At 64.4% G+C, this 22,418-nt stretch carries 15 protein-coding genes; all 15 read right to left on the reverse strand.

Features of this window, described 5'->3' with window-relative positions; genetic code table 11:
- Positions 1-112 precede the first annotated feature (112 nt).
- The 15 genes from RWL87_RS06605 to RWL87_RS06675 all read right to left on the reverse strand — a co-directional run bounded on the left by RWL87_RS06605 (position 113) and on the right by RWL87_RS06675 (position 22,241).
- Entirely contained in the window at positions 113-4,420 is a 4,308-nt protein-coding gene (locus RWL87_RS06605; protein ID WP_313969320.1) for an amino acid adenylation domain-containing protein, read from the reverse strand.
- A 227-nt stretch (positions 4,421-4,647) separates the two neighbouring features.
- Positions 4,648-4,875, reverse strand: a complete 228-nt coding sequence (locus tag RWL87_RS06610; protein ID WP_313969321.1) for a phosphopantetheine-binding protein — start codon at positions 4,873-4,875, stop codon at positions 4,648-4,650.
- Between the two features lie 33 nt (positions 4,876-4,908).
- Complete coding sequence (locus RWL87_RS06615; RefSeq protein WP_313969322.1) at positions 4,909-6,609, reverse strand: AMP-binding protein; 1,701 nt, start codon at positions 6,607-6,609, stop codon at positions 4,909-4,911.
- Between the two features lie 255 nt (positions 6,610-6,864).
- Positions 6,865-8,268 (reverse strand): enterochelin esterase domain-containing protein, encoded by a 1,404-nt coding sequence (locus RWL87_RS06620; RefSeq protein ID WP_313969323.1) that lies wholly within the window; start codon positions 8,266-8,268, stop codon positions 6,865-6,867.
- A gap of 545 nt (positions 8,269-8,813) precedes the next feature.
- A complete protein-coding gene (locus RWL87_RS06625; RefSeq protein ID WP_303944694.1) occupies positions 8,814-9,656 on the reverse strand; it encodes an ABC transporter ATP-binding protein in 843 nt (280 codons plus the stop codon).
- Entirely contained in the window at positions 9,656-10,762 is a 1,107-nt protein-coding gene (locus RWL87_RS06630) for an iron chelate uptake ABC transporter family permease subunit (RefSeq protein WP_313969324.1), read from the reverse strand. The genes RWL87_RS06625 and RWL87_RS06630 overlap by 1 nt, the downstream gene beginning before the upstream one ends.
- Positions 10,762-11,829 (reverse strand): iron ABC transporter permease, encoded by a 1,068-nt coding sequence (locus RWL87_RS06635; protein ID WP_303989148.1) that lies wholly within the window; start codon positions 11,827-11,829, stop codon positions 10,762-10,764. The genes RWL87_RS06630 and RWL87_RS06635 overlap by 1 nt, the downstream gene beginning before the upstream one ends.
- Before the next feature lie 139 nt (positions 11,830-11,968).
- Complete coding sequence (locus RWL87_RS06640; RefSeq protein WP_313969325.1) at positions 11,969-13,015, reverse strand: plasmid partitioning protein; 1,047 nt, start codon at positions 13,013-13,015, stop codon at positions 11,969-11,971.
- 178 nt (positions 13,016-13,193) lie between these two features.
- Positions 13,194-15,197 carry a peptidase gene (locus tag RWL87_RS06645; protein WP_313969326.1) on the reverse strand — a complete coding sequence of 668 codons (2,004 nt, stop codon included), beginning with the start codon at positions 15,195-15,197 and terminating at the stop codon, positions 13,194-13,196.
- Positions 15,198-15,311: 114 nt separating this feature from the next.
- Positions 15,312-16,391 (reverse strand): iron-siderophore ABC transporter substrate-binding protein, encoded by a 1,080-nt coding sequence (locus tag RWL87_RS06650; protein ID WP_313969327.1) that lies wholly within the window; start codon positions 16,389-16,391, stop codon positions 15,312-15,314.
- A 396-nt stretch (positions 16,392-16,787) separates the two neighbouring features.
- A complete protein-coding gene (rpe, locus tag RWL87_RS06655) occupies positions 16,788-17,489 on the reverse strand; it encodes a ribulose-phosphate 3-epimerase (RefSeq protein WP_313969328.1) in 702 nt (233 codons plus the stop codon).
- A 69-nt stretch (positions 17,490-17,558) separates the two neighbouring features.
- A complete protein-coding gene (locus tag RWL87_RS06660; protein WP_313969329.1) occupies positions 17,559-19,589 on the reverse strand; it encodes a transcription antitermination factor NusB in 2,031 nt (676 codons plus the stop codon).
- Positions 19,586-20,554, reverse strand: a complete 969-nt coding sequence (fmt, locus tag RWL87_RS06665; protein WP_313969330.1) for a methionyl-tRNA formyltransferase — start codon at positions 20,552-20,554, stop codon at positions 19,586-19,588. The genes RWL87_RS06660 and fmt overlap by 4 nt, the downstream gene beginning before the upstream one ends.
- Positions 20,555-20,560: 6 nt before the next feature.
- The gene (def, locus tag RWL87_RS06670; protein WP_313969331.1) at positions 20,561-21,166 is read right to left on the reverse strand and encodes a peptide deformylase; all 606 of its coding nucleotides are present in this window, start codon (positions 21,164-21,166) and stop codon (positions 20,561-20,563) included.
- A 226-nt stretch (positions 21,167-21,392) separates the two neighbouring features.
- Positions 21,393-22,241: a PD-(D/E)XK nuclease family protein gene (locus tag RWL87_RS06675; RefSeq protein ID WP_313969332.1), complete on the reverse strand. Its 849-nt coding sequence runs from the start codon at positions 22,239-22,241 to the stop codon at positions 21,393-21,395.
- Between the last annotated feature and the right edge of the window lie 177 nt (positions 22,242-22,418).

The raw sequence follows: 22,418 nt of genomic DNA on the forward strand, positions 1-22,418 counted from the left end.
TCATCAATCGGGGGCATTCGTGTTTTAACTCAACCGCATGTTTTAACCGATGTAGCCCGGAGGTAACGACTATTACCTCCGGACTACTTCAGTTATTGGGGCGCCGGTGAGGCTAGCTGGCGAAGTGGCCGGTCACCTCCGCCAGACGCGCCGGGTTCACCAGATCAGGGTGCGTACCCTCCAACAGCACCGAACGGAACGACGACGCATGCGCCGCCCAACCCGCCGCATCCAGGTACGGCTGATCCTCGTGCGGCACACCCACCAGCAACACATCACCATCAAAGAACGCCTGCTCAGCACCACGCATGAGTGCCGCCGAAGCACGCATACTACCCAGGCACACGCCCAACTTCTCCTCCGGCAGGTAACCCATCGCCGAACCTGCCCTCTGCAGACGCTCCAACGTACCCGGCAAATCAAGCTGCTCATCAGCGGCAGGCTCCGGCAGGCCGCCCATACGCAGCAGCGCGCGGAAGCTCTCCTGCTCATCCGGCGCAGGCACGCCCTGCCACTGCTCCGAAGGATACGCATCCAACAGAACCACACGCTCAACCTGCGCACCCGCAGCCTGCGCCAAAGCCGCCACCTGCACCGCGGCGGTACCGCCCACAGACCAGCCCATCAGGGCAAAACGACGCGGCAACGAACGCTCCGCCAGAGTCTTCTCAATCAGCTTCAGGTAGCCTTCAGCCAGCTCCTGCAGGCTCGACGCGAACCCAGCCTGCGGGTCAGAGAACGCCTCAGCCTGCAAAGCATACACACCCTGCTGAGCCGGAAGATGCGAAAGGTACCCCCCATAGCACCAGCCCAAACCACCCGCAGGCGGCAGGATAAACAGCGGCGCGGGGGCATCGGTAGCGTCGTGCGCGGCAGGATGTTCACGCAGCGGCAGAACCGGCGCGAACTCCGCACCCTCGCCACGCTCGCCCGCAATAGACGCCGCCAAAGCCTGCACGGTCGGATGCGCAAACAGCGCGCCGATGCTCACGCTCAGACCCAGCTGCTCCTCAACCGCGGCAATCACCTCAAGAGCCGCCAGCGAATGACCGCCCGAAGCGAAGAAATCCTCGTCCACGCCGAAACGCTCACGCCCCAGCACGCCCGCAATAATCGAGCACAGCTGCTGTTCCAGCAGACCGTGCGGGCCCTCAGCGTCAGAGGTCTGCGGGGTCAGGTCGAGGGTCGCCAACAGCTTACGATCCGCCTTACCGGAGGGGCTCACCGGCAGAGCCGGCAGGGTGTGCCACAGAGTCGGAACCATGTAGTCCGGCAGAACCTGCGCGCAATGCTCGCGCGCCGCCTCCACCAGCTGCTCGGCACGCTCGGCGGGCACATCGCCCACCTCCAGCACCGCCGCCAGGGCGGGCTCACGCAGGCCGCGGTACAGCAGAGCCACCGAAGCGCTCACGCCCTCAACCGCGGCAAGAGCCATCTCAATATCGCCCAGCTCCAGGCGCTGACCGCGCACCTTAATCTGATAATCCGTGCGGCCACGGTAGCCAATGACGGCGCGGCCATCGGGAAGAATCTCCCAGCACGCCAAATCGCCCGTACGATACAGGCGCTGACTCTCACCGTTCAGCAGCGCGAGCGCACCGTCAGGAGCCTGCTCCACGAAAGCCGCCGCGGTCGCCTGCGGGTTGTTCTTGTAGCCGCGCGCCAGCTGCACACCCGACAGGTGCAACTCACCCGTCACACCTACCGGCACGGGGTGGCCGGTCGGGTCAAGAATCAGGGTGCCGGTGTTCCAGACCGGCTCGCCAATGGGCACGCTCTCGCGCTGCGGGTCGGTGGAGGTCTCCCAGAAGGTCACGTCCACCGCCGCCTCGGTCGGGCCGTACAGGTTCAGCGGGTACACGCCCAGGACCTCGCCCGCAGCCTGCACCTGGTCCTTCTGCAGCGCCTCACCCGAGCAGACCACGTAGCGCAGGGGCTGCTCTCGGTCCTGACCGAAGCCAGCATCAGCCAGGATGCGGCGCGCCGCCGGCGAAGAGGTCAGCGCCGACAGCATGGTCGGCACAAAGTGCACCGCCGTGACAGACTGCTCGGCAATCACGCGCGCCAGGTAGGCGGGGTCGCGGTGACCCTCCGGGGCGGCAATGACCACGGCGGCGCCCTCGGCGAGAGGCCAGTACAGCTCCCACACATGCACGTCAAAGGAGATGGGGGTCTTGTGCAGAACGCGGTCGCCCTCCTCCACCGGAATCTGGTGCTGCTGCCAGCGCAGGCGGTTATCAATCGCGCGGTGGCTGATGGCAACGCCCTTAGGCCTGCCCGTTGAGCCGGAGGTGAAGAGCACGTAAGCGTCCTCGTCCAGGCCGGTTTTGACGCCCGGAAGCTCCTCAGCGGCGGGTGCCTGTACAGGTTCCTCGATGCTCAGCTGCGGTAGGGTGTGCTGGGGCAGGTTTGCGTGACGCGCAGGCTCCTGCGGGTTCAGCTCCTGCGCGCTCAGCGGCTGCAGACCGGGGCCGTGCAGTAGCAGGGAGCACTCGGCGTCCTCCATCATCACGCCCACACGCTCGGCGGGCAGATCAGGAAGCACCGGAACGTAGGTGGCGCCAGCGTACAGCAGGGCGTACAGCGCCACGTACTGCTCCACGCCGCGGTGCACACGCAGACCCACCGCGTCGGAAGGGCGAACGCCCCAGTCCAGCAGCTGCGCGGCAAGGGCTCGAGCTCGCTCGTCCAGTTCGGCGTAGGTGAGGGCGCGGTCAAAAGCGTAGGCGCGCTCCGACTCGGGGGTGAGTACCTCACCGGGTGCGGGGGCAGAATCCAGCACGGCGAGCGCCTGCGGATGCGCCGCCACCGCGTCACGGAAGCGACCCAGCAGGGTCTTGTACTCCATCGGGTGCTCGGTAAGCGCCGGGGCGGTCAGCTCGCGCAGGGTCGCAAGCTCCGCCTCGGTCGCCAAGCCGAGGTTGTTCAGGGAGGCGCCCTCGCGCTGCGCCTCCGCCGCGTAGACGGGCAGCCACTCGCTCAGGCGGGCGGCGTGACGTTCCAGCTCCTCAGCGGTGTAGAGCGCCGGGTTCATGTCAATCTCGCAGGAGATGCTGTTGCCGCGGCCGGGCATGCCGCGCAGGGTGAAGGTCGCGTCAGCAACGGGACCGGCAGAGATATTGTGAATGCGCGCGGTCGGTACCGGGGCTCCGGACCCGCCCTTGGAGGGAGCCGCCAGCGGCAGCACCGCGTCAAAGGGCACCACGTTAATCTGCGCACCAAACAGCCTTGACTGGGCGTTACGCGCGGTACGTTCGAGGTCTTCCTGACGAGCCAGCGGATGCTCGGCGTTACGGGCGTACTGCTCCTTCACCGAGTGCAGGGACTCCGCGATGGGGCCGGTCGCCGCAACCTGCACCGGCAGAACGTTCACCGCGGTACAGCCGGTCTGCGCGCTCGCCGCACCCAGGGCGCGGGTCGCCTCCGGCAAGGTGCGGGCGAACATGCGGTTCATCTGCGGCACGCCGAATGAAGCCTGCGGGTAGCCGCCCACACGCGCCAGGTACGAGCCGACGGCGGCGGTCGCCAGCACGGGCCAGGAGACGGCGTTCTGCTTTGCCGCATCCAGCAGAGCCTGCTGGGTGGGCACATCAATGCTGAACGCCAGGCGCACAGACTGCGCCGACGGGGAGGCGGTACGACCCGCCAGGGAGGTGTCTTCCTGTTCCAGGGCGCCGCTCGCCTCCCAGAATGCGAGGTCTTCGTCACGGGCGGCGGAGGCGGCTTCGTCAGCATCGAGCAACTGCTGCAGGCTCATGCGGCGGGTTGCCGGAACCGGCTGACCGGCGGACAGGGCGCGGTAAATAGCGGCGACGCGGGAGAGGCCGTTGAACGCGGCGAACCCGTCGGCAACCACGTGGGAGAAGGAGTGGTAGACCCAGAGGAACCCGCCGTAGCGCACCGCGGCGCTGCGCACGGTCACGCCCTCATCGGTGGCGAGGGGCTGAGCGAGCAGGCGCTGCACCCAGGCGCGCACCGGCGCGGGCAAATCAGAGTCAGGCAGGTCAGAGGCGTTCTCCTCCGCCTCAGTGGAGCCGTTCAGCTCGCCCTCTTCCAGTTCACCCCCGTCCACGAGCAGGTCAATACCCTCCAGGAATGCTTCAAGCGGCAGAATCTGCTGGGAGGCGGCGCCATCGGCAATGCGGGTGCGCACGCGGAAGCCCTCGTTCTCACGGTAGAGCTGTTCAAAAGCCTCACGCAGCAGGGTGAGGTCGGTGTCCGCGGGATACTGCAGAACCTCCGCAGTGTTGTAGCAGGGGTTCGACGGGTCAATCGCCGCGGCAAAATAGATACCTCGCGCGTTGGTGGTCAGCGGCAGCCAGGGGCTGTCAGCGCTGTGCGGTGCGGGGTGAGTCGCGGCGGTGCGAGTATCGGAAGCAGTCTCGGAGCTAGCGGGTGCGATAGTATCAGCTACGCCCATGGTGGCCTCTCTGAGGGGGTCTCAACGTTGAATGTGTGGGTTTGCGCAAGTCCATACAGTTTTGCGCGAGGTTGCGCCTGCAAAAGCGCTAAATCCGGCAGCAGCGCCGAACCAGATAGCAATGCCAATCACGGCGGAGTACATGCTCAACGCCCCGGACACTCGCAGAACCGGCGGCACCCTACAGTGCCTACCGGCGTGACGAGCCTCCGGGGCGCTACACGTATTTAGCCCAGGCGGGAGGCGATGAACTCCACAGTCGGGTTCTCCACCAGCTCGGTAAACTCAATCACGGCGCCCTCAGCGGCAAGGTCGTCGAGCAGGGCGAAGCAGCCCATCGAGTCCAGACCCAGGGAGAACAGGTCGGTGGTCGGCTCGTCAAAAGCGGCCTGCAGGGAGTCGGGCTCGACGATGTACTTCTCCATGATGGGGCGCAGGGTCTCAAGTGCGGACATTTTTCTCCTCAATAGGGGTAGGGGGCGTAGGGTTTAGCCGAAAATTTCGGCAAGCTTGGCGCGCAGTTCGCGGCGGGAAATCTTACCCACGTTCGTGGTGGGCAACTCCTGCAGAACCTGCACGCGCTCGGGGATCTTGAAGTCGGCGAGCTTCTTCGAGGTGAAGAACTCGTGCATCGTGCGGCGAGGGTTCTCGCCCAGGTCGGCGCCCTCCTGCGGCACGATGACCAGGCCCGCGCGCTCGCCCACGGTCTCATCCGGGATGCCCAGGACCACGGCGTCAAAAACGTCGGGGTGGGTCAGCGCCAGCTCTTCGATTTCGTCCACGGCAATCTTCTCGCCGTTGCGGTTAATCTGGTCCTTCGCGCGGCCGGTCACCTCAAGGTACTTACCGGCAACCAGACGCACAATATCGCCGGTGCGGTAGAAGCCGTCCTCGGTGAAGCCGTAGCGGTTCGCGTTCTCCTCCAGGTAGTAGCCGCGAATCGTGTACGGGCCGCGGGTGAGCAGGTGGCCGCTCTCGCCGCGCTTGACCGGCTGGTCCTGATCATCAACAATCAGGATTTCGTCGTCGGGGCTAATCGGGTAGCCCTGGGTCCGCAGGCGCAGCTCAATCGGGTCGGTCGAGCGGGTGTAGTTCACCAGGCCCTCAGCCATGCCGAACACCTGCTGAACGGTGCAACCGAGCACCGATTCAATCTTGCCGGCAACCGCCGGAGCCAGCTTCGAGCCGCCCACCTGCAGGGTCTGCAGAGAGGGCAGGGACACGCCGCGCTTCTCTGCGGAGGCAACCCACGCCTGAGCCAGCGGCGGCACCAGCGCGGAGGTGGTCACACCCTCCATCTCAATGAGGTGGAACGCGGTCTGCGGGGACGGATCCGCCGCAAACACCAGCTTGCCGGAGGCGCACATGACGCCCAGAATACCGGGCGAGCTCATCGTGAAGTTGTGCGCGGCGGGCAGCACCACGAGCATGGTCGTGTTGTTGTTCAGCTTGCAGATGTCGACCGAGCCGCGCACCGAGTACAGGTAGGCGGCGTGGGTGCGAGGAATCAGCTTCGAAATGCCGGTGGTACCGCCGGAGAGCTGCAAGAACGCCACCTGCTCGCTCGCGCGGGTCTTCTCGGTGTTCTGGATGACGCCGGGCACGAACTCTTCAGCGAGCTCCTCCTCGGTCAGCGGGGTCAGCGGCTCCGCAACGTCAATAGCAACCGGCGGCTCCAGGGAGTTCTTGCGCAGCTCGGCGGCAACGTCCTCGTGCAGGGCGGTGAAATCCGCGCCGGGGGTCAGCGAAGAGAACACGTGCGCCGCCGCGTCGGTGCGGGTCGCAAAGTGCACAAGCTCGGTGGTGCGGTGCTGGGGCAGGCAGAACACCGGCAGCGCCGCCGCCCAGAAAATACCCAGCAGGTACACCAGGTACTCGGCGGTGTTGCCCAACTGCAACAGCACGCGGTCGCCCGGCTGCACGCCAGCCTTCACGAGGCGCGCCGCAGCGGCACGGCCTGCCGCCTCCAGCTCACCGTAGGAGAGGCGAATCTGCTGGGGCTTGCCGTCCTCATCGAGCTGCGCGTGCGAAAGCGCCACCAGCGCCGGGAAGTGCGGCTTCGCGCGGCAGGCGTCCAGCAGGAACTCGGGGATGGTCTGGTCAATCCAGTAGCCGGCTTCGCGGTACTTCGCGGCAAAAGACTCGGGGATGAGCGGCGTGGGGGCCAGGGGGCTACGTTCTACGGTCATCTTCTCTCGATTTCTGTGTCGTTTGCGATTTCTATAGCGCTCACGTTGTGTTCGCAGCGTGATGCCATCTCGTCAATGAGGGCGGGCGCGCAACCTACGCCGGGTACCCTTCGGTACCCCTCGCGGCTCGGTAGTGCTGCACATCTCTTAGGCTGTACTTCTCTAGGATACGGGCGAGGCGGTGTTTACCCTAACGGGAACCCCGCACGCCCACCATGCGGGGCGGCTCCAGCGGGGGACCCACCCCGTAGAAGCTTAGGCGGCATCTCGCTGATCCTCCGCGGAGCCCCGCTCAGCGTCAGTCTCCTGACGGCAAGAAGCAATCATGCGCTCCAGTGCCGGCACAATCGCGCCGCGCCAGCACGCATAATCGTGTCCACCGTTGAAGGTCGTGCAGCGTGCGTTCTCCAGGCCCAGCTTCTCCAGGCGCGCCTTCAACTCGCGGTGAGGCGGCACCAGAATCCACTCCTGCTCCCCCACCTCAATCTCAAGCTGCAGGTGGCGCAGACGGTCAATCTCGCCCGCCGCCTCCAGCTCGTCCAAGCGGTCCATGACCTGCGGCTGCCACAGCGACGAAGACTGCGCAATCGCGCCGCCAAACGCCTCCGGACGGCTCAGCACCGCCAGCAGGGAGGACAGGCCACCCAGCGACTGGCCGTTAATCACAATGTTCTGCGGGTCGGTCTTAATGCCGTGCACCGCCTCCAGGTGCGGGAACGCAATCTTCACCAGGTAGTCGGCAATCGGGTTGTCGCCGTTCAGTTCCTTCCAACGGTTTTCACGGCCGCCGGAGTGCAGGAAGAACACGTGCATCGCCGGAATACGGCCCGCCTCGTGGGCGCGGTTGAGGGTCTGCTCCATGCCCTGGCTGAACCACATCTCACCGTCGAACTGGATGAACAGCGGCGCGTCCGGGGCGGGGTCACCCACGCGGCCGAGCACGTACTGGTGGCCGTCAGAGGTCTGCATCCACTCGGGGGCGGGCAACGCGTCAATCTCTTCCTGAGTCAGGATGAACTCCTGCACCGGGGCGTGTTCAAGCTGCACCACGCCCATGCAACGGCCAATACGGTTGCATACGGTCTCGGGGTTCAGCGGGTCACCCTCGCCGGAGTCCAGGGCAGCACGCAGGCGCACCTGGTCGTCGTCACCCAGCCAGGCGGGGCGCTCGCCGGGCAGCGCCGGCAAGAAGTTGTAGGAGGCGCGCCAGGTGGTTTCCATCTGCATGCTCAGCTGCCACCAGCCGGTACCTTCAATGCGGGTCATGAGGGAACGGTCGAGGTTCTTCTCATCGGTCAGGCGGTTGATGAACATGAGCACCTGCTCTGCCTGCTCATTGTGGTACAGAAACGTGACGATGCGCTCGTTCTCGCTGATGCTGCCGTCTTCGAGGTGCACCGGCTCAATAATGGGGGTACCTTCGGAGACTACCTCAAGGATGCGGGCGTTCAGCTCTTCGGGGCTGACCGCCTCAGCAATGAGGGCGCTAATGAGGGGGCTGTCCACGCGCGGTGCCGGTACAGGGCGCGGGGTCTTAGGAGGGGTCGGGCGCACAGCCAGCGCAACGGTACGCGGCTGCGCAGAAGTAGCCTGGGCAGAAGCAGTCTGCACAGAAGTAGCCTGTGCGGGAACGGTCGCGGTGGGTTCGTGCTTGCCCAACGGTTCCTCCTTGGTCTGTGGAAACACTCAATCGGTGAGAATCGGTGAGGAGGCGCATTATCGTTAGTTAGCCTCTACTACCTCACTCTATGGTATCCCTTACCCAAATTCTAGCCAAAGGAAAAAGCGAAAGAACCAAAACATGACAAGATGACAGCGAGCGCGGGCATTTTTCTCGCCTCCCCCCCCCAAAAAAATGGGGTCGAAATTTGGGGCGCCAAGAATAGGCTGCACGAATAGGCGACACAAACCGGGCGGTTAAATGAGATGAGGCACCGAGACCGTACATCAAACCTCTCAAGTCGCAACTCTCAAGGTCTCATGCGGCAGTCTCGGTGCCTCATCTGCGGGTTCCCAAAATGGAACCTACCCAGTGCTCGTTTCCGTTCATGCGTCAAAGACGGGCGAGCACCGGGTAGGCGCCCTACGCGCAGGGGATCCTGGGTCCCTCAGATCCTAACGTTCGCTGCTTGGCGCAATGCCGAGCTTTTCCACCCGTACTGAGACAGGTGGCGCAAACTCCCACGCGGCTTAGGGGCGAAAACTTATTTGCTTTCGCGGGCCGCCGAAATAGCGTCAGCGGCAATATGAATTGTTTGGTTCTCCTTAGGAATCACCAGAGGAGTACCAGTGCATGGATCAGGAATAATGACCGATTGCAGGTCAAAAACTTCCTGGATAAGTTCCGGTGTAATTATCGCACGCGGATCGCCCTGAGCGATAATCCGACCCTGCTTCATTAACACAACATGAGTAGCATACCTGAAAGCAAGGTTCAGGTCATGCAACACCACGGCTACCGTTCGACCTTCGGAGTGCAATTTCTTCGTCAGGTTCAGCACCTCAATCTGGTGCGTGATGTCCAGGTAGGTGGTCGGCTCATCCAGCAGAATCAGCGGGGTCTGCTGCGCCAGGGTCATGGCAATCCACACACGCTGACGCTGACCGCCCGAGAGCGCCTCAATGGGGCGTTCCGCAAGCTCCAGTACGTTCGCCGCCTGCATCGCCTCCACACAGGCGCGCTCGTCCTCATCAGACCAGGAACGCAGCAGCGACTGGTGCGGGTAGCGGCCGCGCGCCACCACATCCGCCACGGTCACGCCACTAGGCGCCTCCGGGGTCTGCGGCAGCATCGCCAGAATCTTTGCGATAGCGCGAGACTTCATCTGCGGCAGCGGGGTGCCGTCCAGGCGCACCTCGCCTTCCTTGAGCGGGTTCACGCGGGCAAGAGCCTTCAGGGTGGTCGACTTACCGCAGGCATTCGGGCCCAGGATAACGGTCAGCTCCCCCTCCGGCACCTGAAAATCTACCCCGTTGAGCACCGTATGCTCACCGTAGGCAACCACCATGTTCTCGCCTTCAAGGCGGGTCGTCACACTAGTGTTCACTAGCCCTTCTTCCTTTCGAGGTAAATCAGGTAAATCAGGTACAGGCCGCCAATCGCGCCGGTCACCACACCCACCTGAATGATGCGTCCGGGAACGGCGAATCGGCCGATTAGGTCGGAGCCGAGCACCATGAGCGCGCCCATAAGTGCCGCGGAGGTGAAGCCCACCCCGCCGCTACGAGACAGGGTCTTCGCGATGTGCGGTGCCGCCAGGGCGACGAAGGCAATCGGGCCGGTCGTCGCGGTCGCCAGCGACACCAGAAGCACACCAATAAACAGTGCCGCCACACGGTACGCGTTCACGCTCACACCCAAACCGGATGCCACCTGATCACCAAAACGAATCGCGCCCAGCGGGCGGACCAGCATCAGCAGCAGCGGAGTTACCACGAACAGCAGACCCAGCAGCGCGTAGGTGCGCTCCCACGTGATGTCATTGAGCGAACCGGCAAGCCAGGACGCCGCAGTCTGCGCCTGAGTCAGCGAAGCACGCACCACCAGCAGCGCATTGAACGCCGCCAGGGTCGAACCCACACCAATACCGACCAGCACCAGACGGAAGCCATGCAGACCCGTACGGCGCGTCAACAACCACACCAGCACCGAAGTCGCCAAGCCACCAACCACAGCGCCCAGAGCAACCTCAACGGGACCAGAATTGAAGACAATAATCTGCAACAGCGCACCGGTCGCAGCACCATTCGTGAAGCCGATAATATCCGGCGAACCCAGGGCATTACCCGAAATCACCTGGAAAATCGCACCCGACAGACCAAGCGCCGCACCCACCAGAAGCGCCGCCACAATACGCGCCGCACGCTGCTGAGCGAAAGTCACAGCAATCTGCTTACCCTCACCCATCAACGCCGGAATGACCTTCTCCGGGGCGAGCTTATAATCACCCTGCAACATGCCCCAAAACGCCAGCGCCGCAATCAGCACCACCAACGCCACATTCAAAATCAGCACACGCCACGGCACCTGAGCACTCAGCGGACCGCGCACAGTCAACACCGGGCGGCCGCCCAAATCGCGGCCGCTACGACGCGCAGAACGATTAGCGGAGCTGGTGGCAGTCGCCGTCGAAACAGCGGAAGAATTCGACATCAGAGAGCCTCCACCTTACGACGAGTCATCAAGAACAAGAACACCGGGGCACCGGCAAGAGTCGCCACAATACCCACCTGAGTCTCCTGCGGAGCCACCAGCACACGCGCCAACACGTCAGCACACAGCAGCCACACCGGACCCAACAGCGCCGAACCATAATTCACCCAGCGCACATCATTACCGAGTAGGGCACGCACCACAAACGGCACCGCCAAACCCACAAAACCAATCGGACCCACCGCAGCAGTCGCCGCACCGGCAAGCACCGTCACCGCCAGCAACGTCAGATTCTGGGTCGTACGCACACTCACGCCAAGGCTGGTCGCCGCCTCCTCGCCCATACTCAAAGCATTAATCGCAGGAGCCACAAAGAACGCCACCAGCATACCCAGCACAATCACCGGACCCACCGTCGACGCGATATCCATACCGCGGCCCTCCAGCGAACCGGCAACCCACACACGGAACTCGTTATACGCATCCTGATCAGCCAAAATCAGGCCCTGCGCAATCGCCGACAGCGCCGCAGAAATCGCCACACCCGCCAAAGCGAGCTTCACAATCGAGCCATCACGGCCACGACCCAGCGTGTACACCAGCACCGCAGCCAACGCGCCACCAATCGTCGCAGCAACCATGTACTGCCAAATACCCATCACGCCAAAAACCACCACGGAGCCAATCACAGCCACCGCAGCACCGGCGTTCACACCCATCAGGCCGGGCTCGGCCAACGGGTTACGAGTCAACGACTGCATCAGAGAACCGGCAATAGCCAACGCCGCACCCGCAGCAAGACCCACCAGGGTACGCGGAATACGCTGCTCCATCACAATCGTCTGCGCCTGCTCAGAAGCAGTGCCATTGAAAACAGCCAGAACCTGATCCGGCGGAAGGTTATTCGACCCGAACAGCAAAGAAGCAGCCACAGCACCCACCAAAAGCACCGCAAACAAGAACAGAAAAGCCAGGCGCTTACCCAGCTTCTGCCCCTGAATCACAGAGCCCTGACGGGACGTACTCTCCTGCTGAACACCTCGGGACAATGAGCTCGTGCGGGCCACTATGCTCCTTATGCTCGATACAAGAAAACGGGGAGGCGCACCCGGCACCCCACCAGAGGGGCACCCGGCACACCGATAGATAACGAGAGAAACGCCGGAGCGGGCGGGGCACTCCCCCACCCACATCCGACGTTAAGTCTTAGCGCTTACGGGCCAGCAGCAGCGCAGCGGCACCCACAATGCTTACGCCCAGAACCACCACACCAATCCACGGGAACGCAGCACCGTAGGTCACGGTCTGAACGGTGGATGCGGTGTTAGCGGAGTTCGAAGCCGAAGCGCTCGGGTTCGACGCAGTACCGCGCGCAACTGCCGAAGAGGACGCGCTCGCCGAAGCGGTCGCCTTCTTCTCGCCCGCAGCAGCAGAAGCCGAAGGTGCAGCGGAAGCTTTAGAAGAACCAGAGGTAGTGCCGGAGGAGTCAGCCTCCGCATTCAGGCGGTCGTACTCTTCCTTGGTGATGGTGTTGCCGTCAGCGTCGGTGTACACGGTCTCAGCGTCAGCCGCGCCACCTGCAGAACCATTCGAGGAACCGTTCGAGCCACCATTGGATGAGGACTCGTTGGAATCGTTAGAGCCCTGAGCCTCGTCTGCAGAGTCTGAGTTGTTAGAGTTCGAGCCGCCGTTCGAGGAACCACCGTTGCTCTTCGAGCTGGAAGAGCCGCGGTTCGAGGAAGAGCCCGAAGAGTTCGAGGAGGAATTATCCGAACCGCCCTCACCCACCACGGTGAACTCGGGGCTGCGGTTGCTGTACGCCTCGGTGCCCAGGTACTTGCCGTCCTTGTCACGCTTCTCACCAGTTGCAAGGAAACGCAGGGTGTGGGTGCCAGCGCCAACATCCGGCAGAACGAAGGAACCGGAGACATTACCGTTACCATCGGTCTTCTGCTGGTGCACCACGCAAGCGCCCTGAGCCGCATCGGAGGGGCACAGGTTACCGTCGTCCACCTTCACGGACACCACAGTGTTCGCGGGGAAGCCGCTCACGCTAAAGGAAATCACGCCGTGCTCGTTCACAGAAGAGGAAACGGTCGAGGAGGTGCCGGGGGTCGATGCCTTTGCACCGCCCGGAGGCAGAGCGGATGCGGTGCCAACACCCAAGCCCAGCGCCAGGGTTGCGGCAGCGCAGGCGGTCAGCGCCTTAGAGGTCAGGGATGCCTTCGGGGCTCCCGAAAAAGGTGCACGCATGGTGGTCCTTTCAAAATTACCGGGGTCGAAGCTGAACGCTACCGGGTTCGTGGAGGTGCAGTTCAGCGGGTCGTGACCCGAGTGGTTGGAGGCACCCGATCCACGCCCCTGTTCAAGGGTGCAGGGTCAAAAGTGTGGAGCGTGGACCGGTGCCGATGTGAATATGTGGTCAGAGAGCTTACTTCTTGGAGGTGCGCAACAGCAGAGCCGCAGCCAAAACCACCAGGCCAGCCGCCGAGAGCAACAGGTTATTGGCGTTGTTGACCAGCCACTTGGTCAGACCGGTCAGCTCAGTACCCTCAATGACCGGGCCCTGAGCCTTGGTGCCTGCGGCAGAGTTCTGGGAGCCCTGCGTGTTCTGCGAGTTCTTCGAACCGGATACGCCCGCAGCCTTCACAGCCTTCTTTGCGTTAGCCTCGGTCTTCTGCAGGTTGGATGCCAGGTTCTTCTGCGCGCTCTGAACCTTCGCCTTAGCCTGCACACGGTTCACGACCGGAGCGGTGCTCTGCGAGAGCGCGGCGAGGGATGCGTCCACGTCGGTGGCGCGGGTGCTGATGCGGCCGCCCGCGTTACGCATGGGAACCGGCGCGGTAGAGGTGCTGGTTGCGGGGTCCTCGTTCAGCTCTTCGACCAGCTGGTCGTTGGCGTCCTGCTCATCGCGGGAAACTTCCTGACGAGGGGTAACGGCACGCTCCACGGTCATGTCGGCAAAACCGAGCACAGCATTTTCAGCGCCCTGGTTGCCGTTGTGAACGACCACGCGGTAGGTGGCAGCGGGCATGCTCACGCTGGTTTCGTAGCTGAAGCTGCGGTTACCGTCCAGGCGCTTCCAGCCGGAGCCGTACAGGGTCTGCGGGGAGTTGCCCAGGTAGGTCGCGGCGTACACCCAGGTGCCCGGCTCTGCATTCGGCACGGTCACGGTCACGGTGGAGCCCTCGCGACTCACCTGCACGCCGTTACCGTCGGTCAGCTCGGAGGCGCTAATCGGCTCGGGCGCGTCACCGGGGGCGTACTCGCCAATGGTGAAGGTGGTGTTGATACCGCCCTGGCTGTTGGCGCCGCCGTAGGTTCCGGAGCGGTCACCGTCGCGCAGGCTACCGGTCAGCAGGCGCAGGGTGTGCTCACCGGAGGCGTACTTTGCGGCGTCTTCGTCATTCTTGAAGGCTGCGTTGTCGCGGGTGGGCAGGTCAATCCAGGCATCGATATGGCCGTTCTCATCGGGGGTGACGATAGCCCAGATGGTGCGGTTGTCGTTGACTGCGGTGGCGTCGTTGCGGGACACCTTGCCGTCGTCAATCTTCAGACCGATAACGGACGCCTTCTTGTCTTCGGGGTTGCACCAGCCGTCACCGGTCAGGTGCAGCTTGCCGCCCTGAACAGCCTTCGGGTTCTCGATGGTCAGGCGCGGGGTGAAGGAGCCATCAGCGGGGGCGCAGGTTTTCGAATCTGCGCTGGGTTCGGGGGTCGGCTCCGCGGTAGGCGCGGGGGTGGGTTCTGCAGTTGCGCTGGGGTCAGCAGTAGCAGAGGGGTCTGCACTTGCGCTGGGCTCGGCAGTTGCAGAAGGCTCAGCGGTGGCGCTGGGGTCAGCAGTGGGCTCAGCGGTCGGTGCCGGGCTCGGAGCCGGGTCGCTCAGCGTAATATTCTGCGACACAGATGCACGACGGTCGTAGGTGTTGCCGTCAGCGTCGGTACCGCCCAAGGAGCCGGAAAGCACCTGAATACGGTGGCTGGTACCCTCCACGGTCCAGCCCTTGCTCTTGAGATGCTCAGCGGTCAGACCGGTGTTCTCAGGGGTCGGCAGAGCAACCTCAACCTCAAAGGTGCCGTCCTCCTTGGCGATTGCCATGAAGTTCGCAGGCGAGTTGCCGCCCTGCTTGGTGAGCGGGTTAATCGCCTGGTGAGCCTCATCCGGCACGGCGTCGAGGAACTTCACAGCGAACACTGCGCCGCGGCCGGATGCGGTGCTGGTGAAGCCGGTTCCACGTAGCACGAGCTTGCCCTCGCGCCACTTCTCGGTGGAGATGGTCACGGCAGCCTTAGCGTCCTGCTGGGTAGCGGCGGGGGTGTCCGCGAATGCGATGGTGGTGCCGGTCAGTGCCGCTCCGGGGGTGATGAGCGCGCCGGCGAGCGCCACGACGGCACCGTAGCGGGCTGCGGTGCGTGCGGGTCGGGTTTCGGTCATTGTGGTCCTTGAGGATGGTGTGGTGGGTCGTGCATCCCCTGCCCGCCGCGAGTTTAGGTCGCGGCGGGCAGGGGTTCAGGAAGCCTCGGTGGGTGATTACTTCACGCGGGGCGTTTAGAGCGGAAGCGCCTTCTTGACGTCTTCGATGATGCCGTTGAGCAGCAGCGGGCCGCCGGTGGAGGTCCACTTGGAGCCTTCAACCAGGATGACGTGGTCGTCCTTGACTGCCTTCAGGTTGGTGAAGCCGGAGGTTTCCTTCGCCTTCTTCAGTGCCTCTTCGGCGCCCTGCAGGCCCGCGGTACCCTGCGCGTTCGGGTTCTGCTGGCTTGCACCGCCGAGGGTGCCGAGGAACATGTAGTCCGCGTCGATGGTTGCCAGGTTCTCCAGAGAGACAGGCTCGGAGTGGCCCTGACCGTTGCGGTCCTGCGCCTCGGGGCGCTTGAGGCCCAGGTCGGTGAGCACCTGACCGGCGGGCAGCTCCTTGAGAATCAGGGCGGGGCCGTTACCTGCCCAGCGCACGATGGAGAAGGTCTTGTCGCCGTACTTGGGGGCCAACTGTTCCTTCAGGGTTGCGGCGCTTGACTCGTATGCCTTGATGACCTCTTCGCCCTTGTCAACCATGTTCATGGCGTTAGCGACGTTGCGGAAGTTGATGCGCCAGTCGCCGCCCGCGTAGCCGCAGTAGACGACGGGGGCGATCTTCTTGAGGGTTTCGTAGGCGTCGGAGCGCTTGTCCACGCCGGTGGAGTCGACCAGGATCAGGTCGGGCTCGAGGTTGCCGATCTGCTCGTAGTTGACCTGCGCGACGGTGCCGATGATCTGCACGCCCTTGGCGCGGTCGGCGAGGTAGTTGGGCACGCCGGACTGGCCGCGGCCGGAGACGGAACCGACGGGGGTCACGCCGAGGGCGAGCAGGCCGTCGAGGGTGGGTTCGGAGAGGACGATGACCTTCTGCGGGTTGACGGGAACTTCTACGTTCTCTTCGTCAATATCCTTGATGGTTCGGGTGCCGCCATTACCGGAGCCGCCCGAGGTGGAACCGCCGGAAGTGGTGGTCGTGGTGGTCTCGCTGCTGCATGCTGCGAGGGCGAGAGCTGCCGAGGAGGCGAGCGCCAGGCCGAAGAAGGCGCGGCGGTTAACGCCCGATGCGCCGTGGTTCTCGGCGTCGGTCAGCTCGGTTCGGTTGAAAGACATAGTTCCCCCTATAAATGACTAAACTATACCTAACCTTACAGATATCTGAGTGTTACATCAAGGCGGGTTCAGTTTGGCTTCTCTGGCCGTCGCAATGCCCGGTTTTGCCACGGAATTCCGCGGGTTAACATATTTCACGCTTTGTCATAGTCTTGCTGACATTATGTCACTTAAAAGGGGTGATTCTCCCCCGCCCTACGCCCTCTCGGCGGTGACCTCATATATGCACCCGGGCACGCGCCCAGGCACACACAACACCCGGGCACGCACAACGCCCCGCCGCGAGAATCCGCAACGGGGCGTATGAGGTTTATTCAGTACAGGCGCCGAATCAGGGCACCGGGTTCAGAACGCAGGGGCGCCGTTACCGGCGTACATCATTCCCCGCGTGGACCGCTAGTGGCCGCAACCGCAACCAGAACCGGTGCGCTTGACCGAAGCAGCCGCCGCACGCAGGGAGGCGATGGCAGCCTCCGGACCGCCGAGCGCCTCGTCCACGCCGTAGACCGAGCTGCCGGCAACGAAGCAGGTTGCGCCAGCCTCCGCGGCACGCAGGATGGTCTCTTCGGTGATGCCGCCGTCCACCTGCACGGTCACCGGCAGGTTCGCGCCCTCAATCGCCTTGGCGGCGCGGGCGATCTTCGGCAGGGTCACGTCCAGGAACGCCTGACCGCCGAAGCCGGGTTCCACGGTCATAATCAGCAGCATGTCCAGCTCACTGAGCATATCCAGGTAGGGTTCCACGGCGGTTGCCGGACGCAGCGCCATACCCGCCTTCGCGCCCTCAGCACGCAGGGTGCGTGCCAGCTTGATGGGGGCGATAGCCGCCTCCGCGTGGAAGGTCACCGACTCGCAGCCCATGCTGGCGTATTCGGGTGCCCAACGGTCGGCGTCCTCAATCATCAGGTGCACGTCGAACGGCACCGGGGAGATTTCGCGCAGACGCTTGACCACCGGCGGGCCCCAGGTGAGGTTGGGGACGAAGTGGTTATCCATCACGTCAATATGCGCGGCGTCTGCGGTGGAAATGCGCTCCAGCTCGCGCTGCAGGTTCGCGAAATCTGCCGAGAGGATGGAGGGGTTAATGGCAATACCCATGTGTGTTGTCCTTAGGTTGCACTCCCCCGGCGCCCGCTCGGTTGAGCGGGGCACCGGGTGGATAAGAGGTTAGTTCTTGCGCAGCAGGGCGAGGAACATGGCGTCGGTTCCGTGCACGTGCGGCCACAGCTGCGCGGTGGTCGGGTTCTCCGAAGCCTTCACAACCGGCGCGCCCTTCTTCACCTTGATTTCGGGGGTGTGGCCGGGGTCCTTCTCCCCCGCCAGCACGCTCACGGGCTCGCCGTTCGCGCCTTCGGTGTGCAGGGCGACCTCGCGCAGTGCGGCAGCCGAGTCGAGCAGGCTGACCGCGCCGCTTTCGAGCACCTCGGCAACAATGTTCTGGGTTTCTGCCGCGTGTGGGGAGCAGGTCACGTAGGCGATGACGCCGCCGGGGCGGGTCGCCTCAATGGCCGCATCCAGAAGCTGACGTTGCAGGGGCAGCAGCTCGGCAATATCGCGCGGGGACTTGCGCCAACGCGCCTCGGGGCGGCGGCGCAGGGCACCCAGACCTGAGCAGGGCACATCCACCATGACGCGGTCGAAAAGCTGGCCGGGTTCAACGGATCCGGGCAGTGCGGAGGCGTTCTTGCGCAGGGTCTCGCGAATCTGGCGGCCGTCACCGGTGAGCACCGTGTAGCTGTCCTCGGGCAGGGGGCGCATGGAGGATTCCACGAGCTGGGCGCGGTGCGGTGCCGCCTCGTTGGCGACCAGGGATGCGCCGCGCTGAACACCGATAGCGCCGAGCAGCGCCGCCTTACCGCCGGGGCCCGCGCACAGGTCGAGCCATGCGGTGTCGGTGCCGTCCAGGGGTGCTGCGGCGAGCGCGCGTGCTACCAGCTGGGAGCCGGCGTCCTGGGCGCGGACGGTGCCTTCACGCACCGATTCGAGGCGCGCCAAGTCGCCGGAGGCGTACAGCGCCGAGCCCTCAACCAGTTCACCGTCCACGGCGCCCTGTTCGCGCGCCTCGTCGAGGCTACCCAGACCGGGCAACGCCACCAGGTTCACCACGGGGGCGAGGTTGTCCGCTTCGAGCAGCTGCTCAATTTCGGTGGCGGGGCGACCGTGCGCGACGAGTGCCTGACGCATGGAACGCACAATCCAGGCGGGGTGCGAAGCGAGCAGAGCCATGCGTTCAGTGTCGTCCTTCGCGTCCTCGATGATGAGTTCGTACCACTCTTCGGGGGTGCGCTCAGAGACGCGGCGTAGCACCGCGTTGATGAAGCTTGCCGGGCCCGCACCGATCTTTTCGCGTGCCAGGGACACGCTCTGGTTCAGCGCCGCGTGGGCGGGTACGCGCATGTTCAGCAGCTGGTGCACGCCCATGCGCAGCACAATCAGTGTGGTGGTGCCGACCTTCTCGAGGGGGCGGTCCACGCAGTGGCGCAGAATCGCGTCATAGGTACCCTGGTGGCGTAGCGTGCCGTAGGTCAGCTCGGTGGCGAAGCCTGCGTCGCGATGGTCGAGGCGGTGGCTACGGATCGCCTTGGGCAGCACGAGGTTCGCGTAGGCGTCAGATTCGGCAACGGATCGCAACACCTCGAAGACGGTGGCGCGTGCGGTGTCTGCGGTACGCGAGCGTGCGGAGGGTGCCGCCGCGGAGAATTCGCGGGCGGACATGGAGCGGCGGTTACGTTCGTGGCCGCTCTTATTGCGTTGGGAGGTGCCACCGCCACCGCGTTTGGTGTCGTCGTGTGCGGTCTTGGCGCGGCGTGCGGCGCGTTCGACGCTGGTCAGGCCGTCAAAGCGGCGGCCGGTTCGGGACTCTGCGCGGTTCTCATGACGATTTTCGCCGCGCGGTTCGAAGCGCTTCTTGTCGCCGCGGGAGTTGTCATCCCACTTCTGCGGGCGGCCCTGGGAGCGCTGATTCTGGGAGCGCTGGTTCTGCTGGCGGTTCTGCTCGTTCACACCAGCACCGGAGCCGGAGCGGCGGCGACGCTTACGCTTCGCACCGCCCTCGCCACTGCCCTGATTGAACTTACCCTGACCGCCGCCCTGGCTGAACTTGCCGTTGCCGGGCTTACCGGAGTGACCGGGCTTGCCATTGCCAGCGTGACCGGGCTTGCCGTGTCCTCCCTTGTAGGGGCGCTTTTCGTTGCTCATGCGAGTACCACCAGGCCTTCCGCCATGTCCTTGCCAGCGCCGCGAGCCCACGCGGGCGCATCCATCATTTTCTTACCGGCAGGCTGAACCTGCAGCAGCATCAGCGGTTCGGTTCCGGTGCCGACCAGTACTTTCTTCGCGTGCAGACGCACCGCACCGGGTGCGAGGGGGCCGCCGTTTGCCTCGCTCAGGGACTGCACCAGGCGCTCGTCGGCGACCGCGAGGCCGCCGATCTTGAAGCGGTTTTCGCCCAGTTCGCACCATGCGCCGGGTTCGGGGGTCACGCCGCGGAAGCGCGCCAGAATCTGCTCGGCGGGTTCGGTCCAGGTGAGGCGGCCGTCGGCAATGCTCATCTTGGAGGCGTAGCTGACCGACTCGTCCTCAACCTGCACGGTGCCGTTCTCGCCAGCCTCGAGGCGTTCGAAGGTGCGTTCAAGCAGCGCGCCACCGCTGATGGCGAGGCGCATCAGCACGCTTCCTGCGGTGTCGTCGGCGGTCACGGGGGTGGATTCCTGTTCGAAGGTGGGGCCGGTGTCCAGGCCCTCTTCGAGCAGGAAGGTAGTGGAGAAAATTTCCTGCTCACCGGCGATGAGGGCGCGCTGCACGGGGGCGGCGCCGCGCCATGCGGGTAGCTTGGAGAAGTGCAGGTTGACCCAGCCGTAGCGCAGGGATTCCAGCGCGGACAGCGGCAGCAGGGCACCGTAGGCGACCACGGCAGCTGCGTCAGCGTTCAGTTCGGCGATGGCCGCGGCGGCTTCGTCGTTCCAGCGGTTAGCCTTCACGATGGGCAGGCCGAGCTCTTCGGCACGCTGGGCGACCGGGGAGGGGGTGAGCACGCGCTTGCGGCCCACGGGGGCGTCCTCGCGGGTGAGCACGCCGACCACGCGCACCTTATCGGAGTTCGCGAGGTAGTCGAGCGGGGGCACGGCGACATCGGGGGTGCCTGCGTAAATAATGTTGAGCATGTGAGCCTACTTTCCGAAGCTACCGAAGAAGGAACCTGCAGAACCTGCACCGAACGCGCCACCTGCGCCGAAGGCACCGCCCACGCGGGTTGCACGTTCGGTCACGGTCTTCGCGGCGACAGTGTTGTAATCTGCGGCGCGCAGGGCACGCATCACGCGCTGGCGGTCTTCGCCCACGAGGCGGTCGATAAAAAGCTTGCCGTGCAGGTGGTCGGTTTCGTGCTGCAGCATGCGCGCGAACAGGCCTTCACCCTCCAGCACGAGGGGTTCGCCGTGGCGGTCCACGCCGGTCACGCGCGCCCAGTTCTTGCGCGGGGTCGCGGACTTCTGACCGGGCACGGACAGGCAGCCTTCGCCACCTTCCTGGTCTTCTTCGCCGACCTCAAGCACGGGGTTGATGATGTAGCCTTCGCGGTCGTCGATGCCGCCGAAGGTGAAGATCTGCTTGGAGATGCCAACCTGCGGGCCCGCGAGGCCCACGCCGCCCACGTCGTACATGGTTTCTAGCATGTCGTCGATGAGTCGTGCCAGGTCGTCGTCGAAGACGGTGATGGGGTCGCAGACGCTGCGGAGCACCGGGTCGCCCACGGTGCGGATGCTCAGGATGGTCATGGTTCTCCTCTGCCGGCGGGTGCCGGGAATGTGCTTACGGATTTCTTTGTGGTGGCAGAACTGCGCTGGCGGTTTTTCCCAGCAGGCGCATTCTTCACAGCGGGCGCGTGGGCGCCGTTCTGCCTATTTGTTCTATTGTCGCCGATTCGGTAGCGCGAATCTAGAACGAATCGAGGGGTTGGGGTGAGGGCTGAGCCTCACCTCCCCGGGGCTTGTTGCCTCTCCCCTATGCCACCGGCGGGGGTACTACGGGCATGAGCGCGGGGTCTTCAAATTCTTTGACCTGGCGGTCGAATTCCCAGACGCGGCGCAGGGCGCAGAACTTGTACCAGTTGCGTTCGAGCACGGCGGGGTTTGCCTGCTGCGGCAGTACTTGGGTTTCGCCGAGTGCCACGCCCATGAGGACGGGCGCGTCGCCGTATTTCCAGGGTTCCCAGGTGCCCTCGTCGGGGTCGACGATGGATTCTTCGGCTTTGAGCCCGGCGACGAGCTGCATGACGACCTTCTCGTCGAGTGCTTTGACGCGGCCGCGTTTGTCGGTGCCTTTGGTTTTGTAGTCGATGATGCAGGTTCGGCCCGCGATTTCTGCGACGAGGTCGAGGGTGCCCGCGTAGCCGACGGTGTCGTTCCAGATGGTGACTTCGGCGGCGAGGGGGCGGGGCTTGAACGCTTCCCACCATTCGTCGAAGCGGTCGGCGTAGGCCTGTTCGCCGTTCTTAATGAGCTGTTCGCGGCTTTCGTCGAGGTTGTGTTCGCGTCCCATGGCGCGGAGGGCGACGGCTTCGGCGTAGTTGTGGACGCGGTCGCCTCGGGCGGCGGCTGCGTCGCGGTATCGTTCGGAGGCGCTGGCTGCGTCGCGGATGATGGCGAATTTGAGGCCGTGGGATCCGGTGGCGCGGTAGGCGCGCTGGTCTTCGAGGGCGGCTTTGGCTGCCATGTACCCGTGCCAGCCGCTGAGGTCGCTGGCGTGCTGTCCGATGACGGTGGTGATGGAGGGGACGAGGAGTTCTCCTCCGCGTTTGCGGGAGTACATGCGTCCGTAGTCGGTGGCTGCGGCGAGTTCGGGTGTTGTCACGGGGTACCTCATTCTCGGGTGGTTGTGTCCGCTGCGGTGGACTGTTGCCGGTGGGTTTGACCCGGTGGGCATAATAAAACCCCCGTTCCTTGAAACGGGGGTTCTTTGGTGCGTGATACTGGGTTCGAACCAGTGACCTCTTCGGTGTGAACGAAGCGCGCTACCACTGCGCCAATC

Source organism: uncultured Rothia sp. (assembly GCF_963555405.1).
GTDB lineage: Bacteria > Actinomycetota > Actinomycetes > Actinomycetales > Micrococcaceae > Rothia.

Excerpts from the sequence above, each read along its gene's own strand:
- RWL87_RS06615 (WP_313969322.1), bottom strand. The coding sequence starts at position 6,609 with ATGACCGTAGAACGTAGCCCCCTGGCCCCCACGCCGCTCATCCCCGAG.
- RWL87_RS06645 (WP_313969326.1), bottom strand. The coding sequence starts at position 15,197 with ATGACCGAAACCCGACCCGCACGCACCGCAGCCCGCTACGGTGCCGTC.
- fmt (WP_313969330.1), bottom strand. The coding sequence starts at position 20,554 with ATGCTCAACATTATTTACGCAGGCACCCCCGATGTCGCCGTGCCCCCG.
- rpe (WP_313969328.1), bottom strand. The coding sequence starts at position 17,489 with ATGGGTATTGCCATTAACCCCTCCATCCTCTCGGCAGATTTCGCGAAC.
- RWL87_RS06610 (WP_313969321.1), bottom strand. The coding sequence starts at position 4,875 with ATGTCCGCACTTGAGACCCTGCGCCCCATCATGGAGAAGTACATCGTC.
- RWL87_RS06630 (WP_313969324.1), bottom strand. The coding sequence starts at position 10,762 with ATGTCGAATTCTTCCGCTGTTTCGACGGCGACTGCCACCAGCTCCGCT.
- RWL87_RS06660 (WP_313969329.1), bottom strand. The coding sequence starts at position 19,589 with ATGAGCAACGAAAAGCGCCCCTACAAGGGAGGACACGGCAAGCCCGGT.
- def (WP_313969331.1), bottom strand. The coding sequence starts at position 21,166 with ATGACCATCCTGAGCATCCGCACCGTGGGCGACCCGGTGCTCCGCAGC.
- RWL87_RS06650 (WP_313969327.1), bottom strand. The coding sequence starts at position 16,391 with ATGTCTTTCAACCGAACCGAGCTGACCGACGCCGAGAACCACGGCGCA.
- RWL87_RS06605 (WP_313969320.1), bottom strand. The coding sequence starts at position 4,420 with ATGGGCGTAGCTGATACTATCGCACCCGCTAGCTCCGAGACTGCTTCC.
- RWL87_RS06640 (WP_313969325.1), bottom strand. The coding sequence starts at position 13,015 with ATGCGTGCACCTTTTTCGGGAGCCCCGAAGGCATCCCTGACCTCTAAG.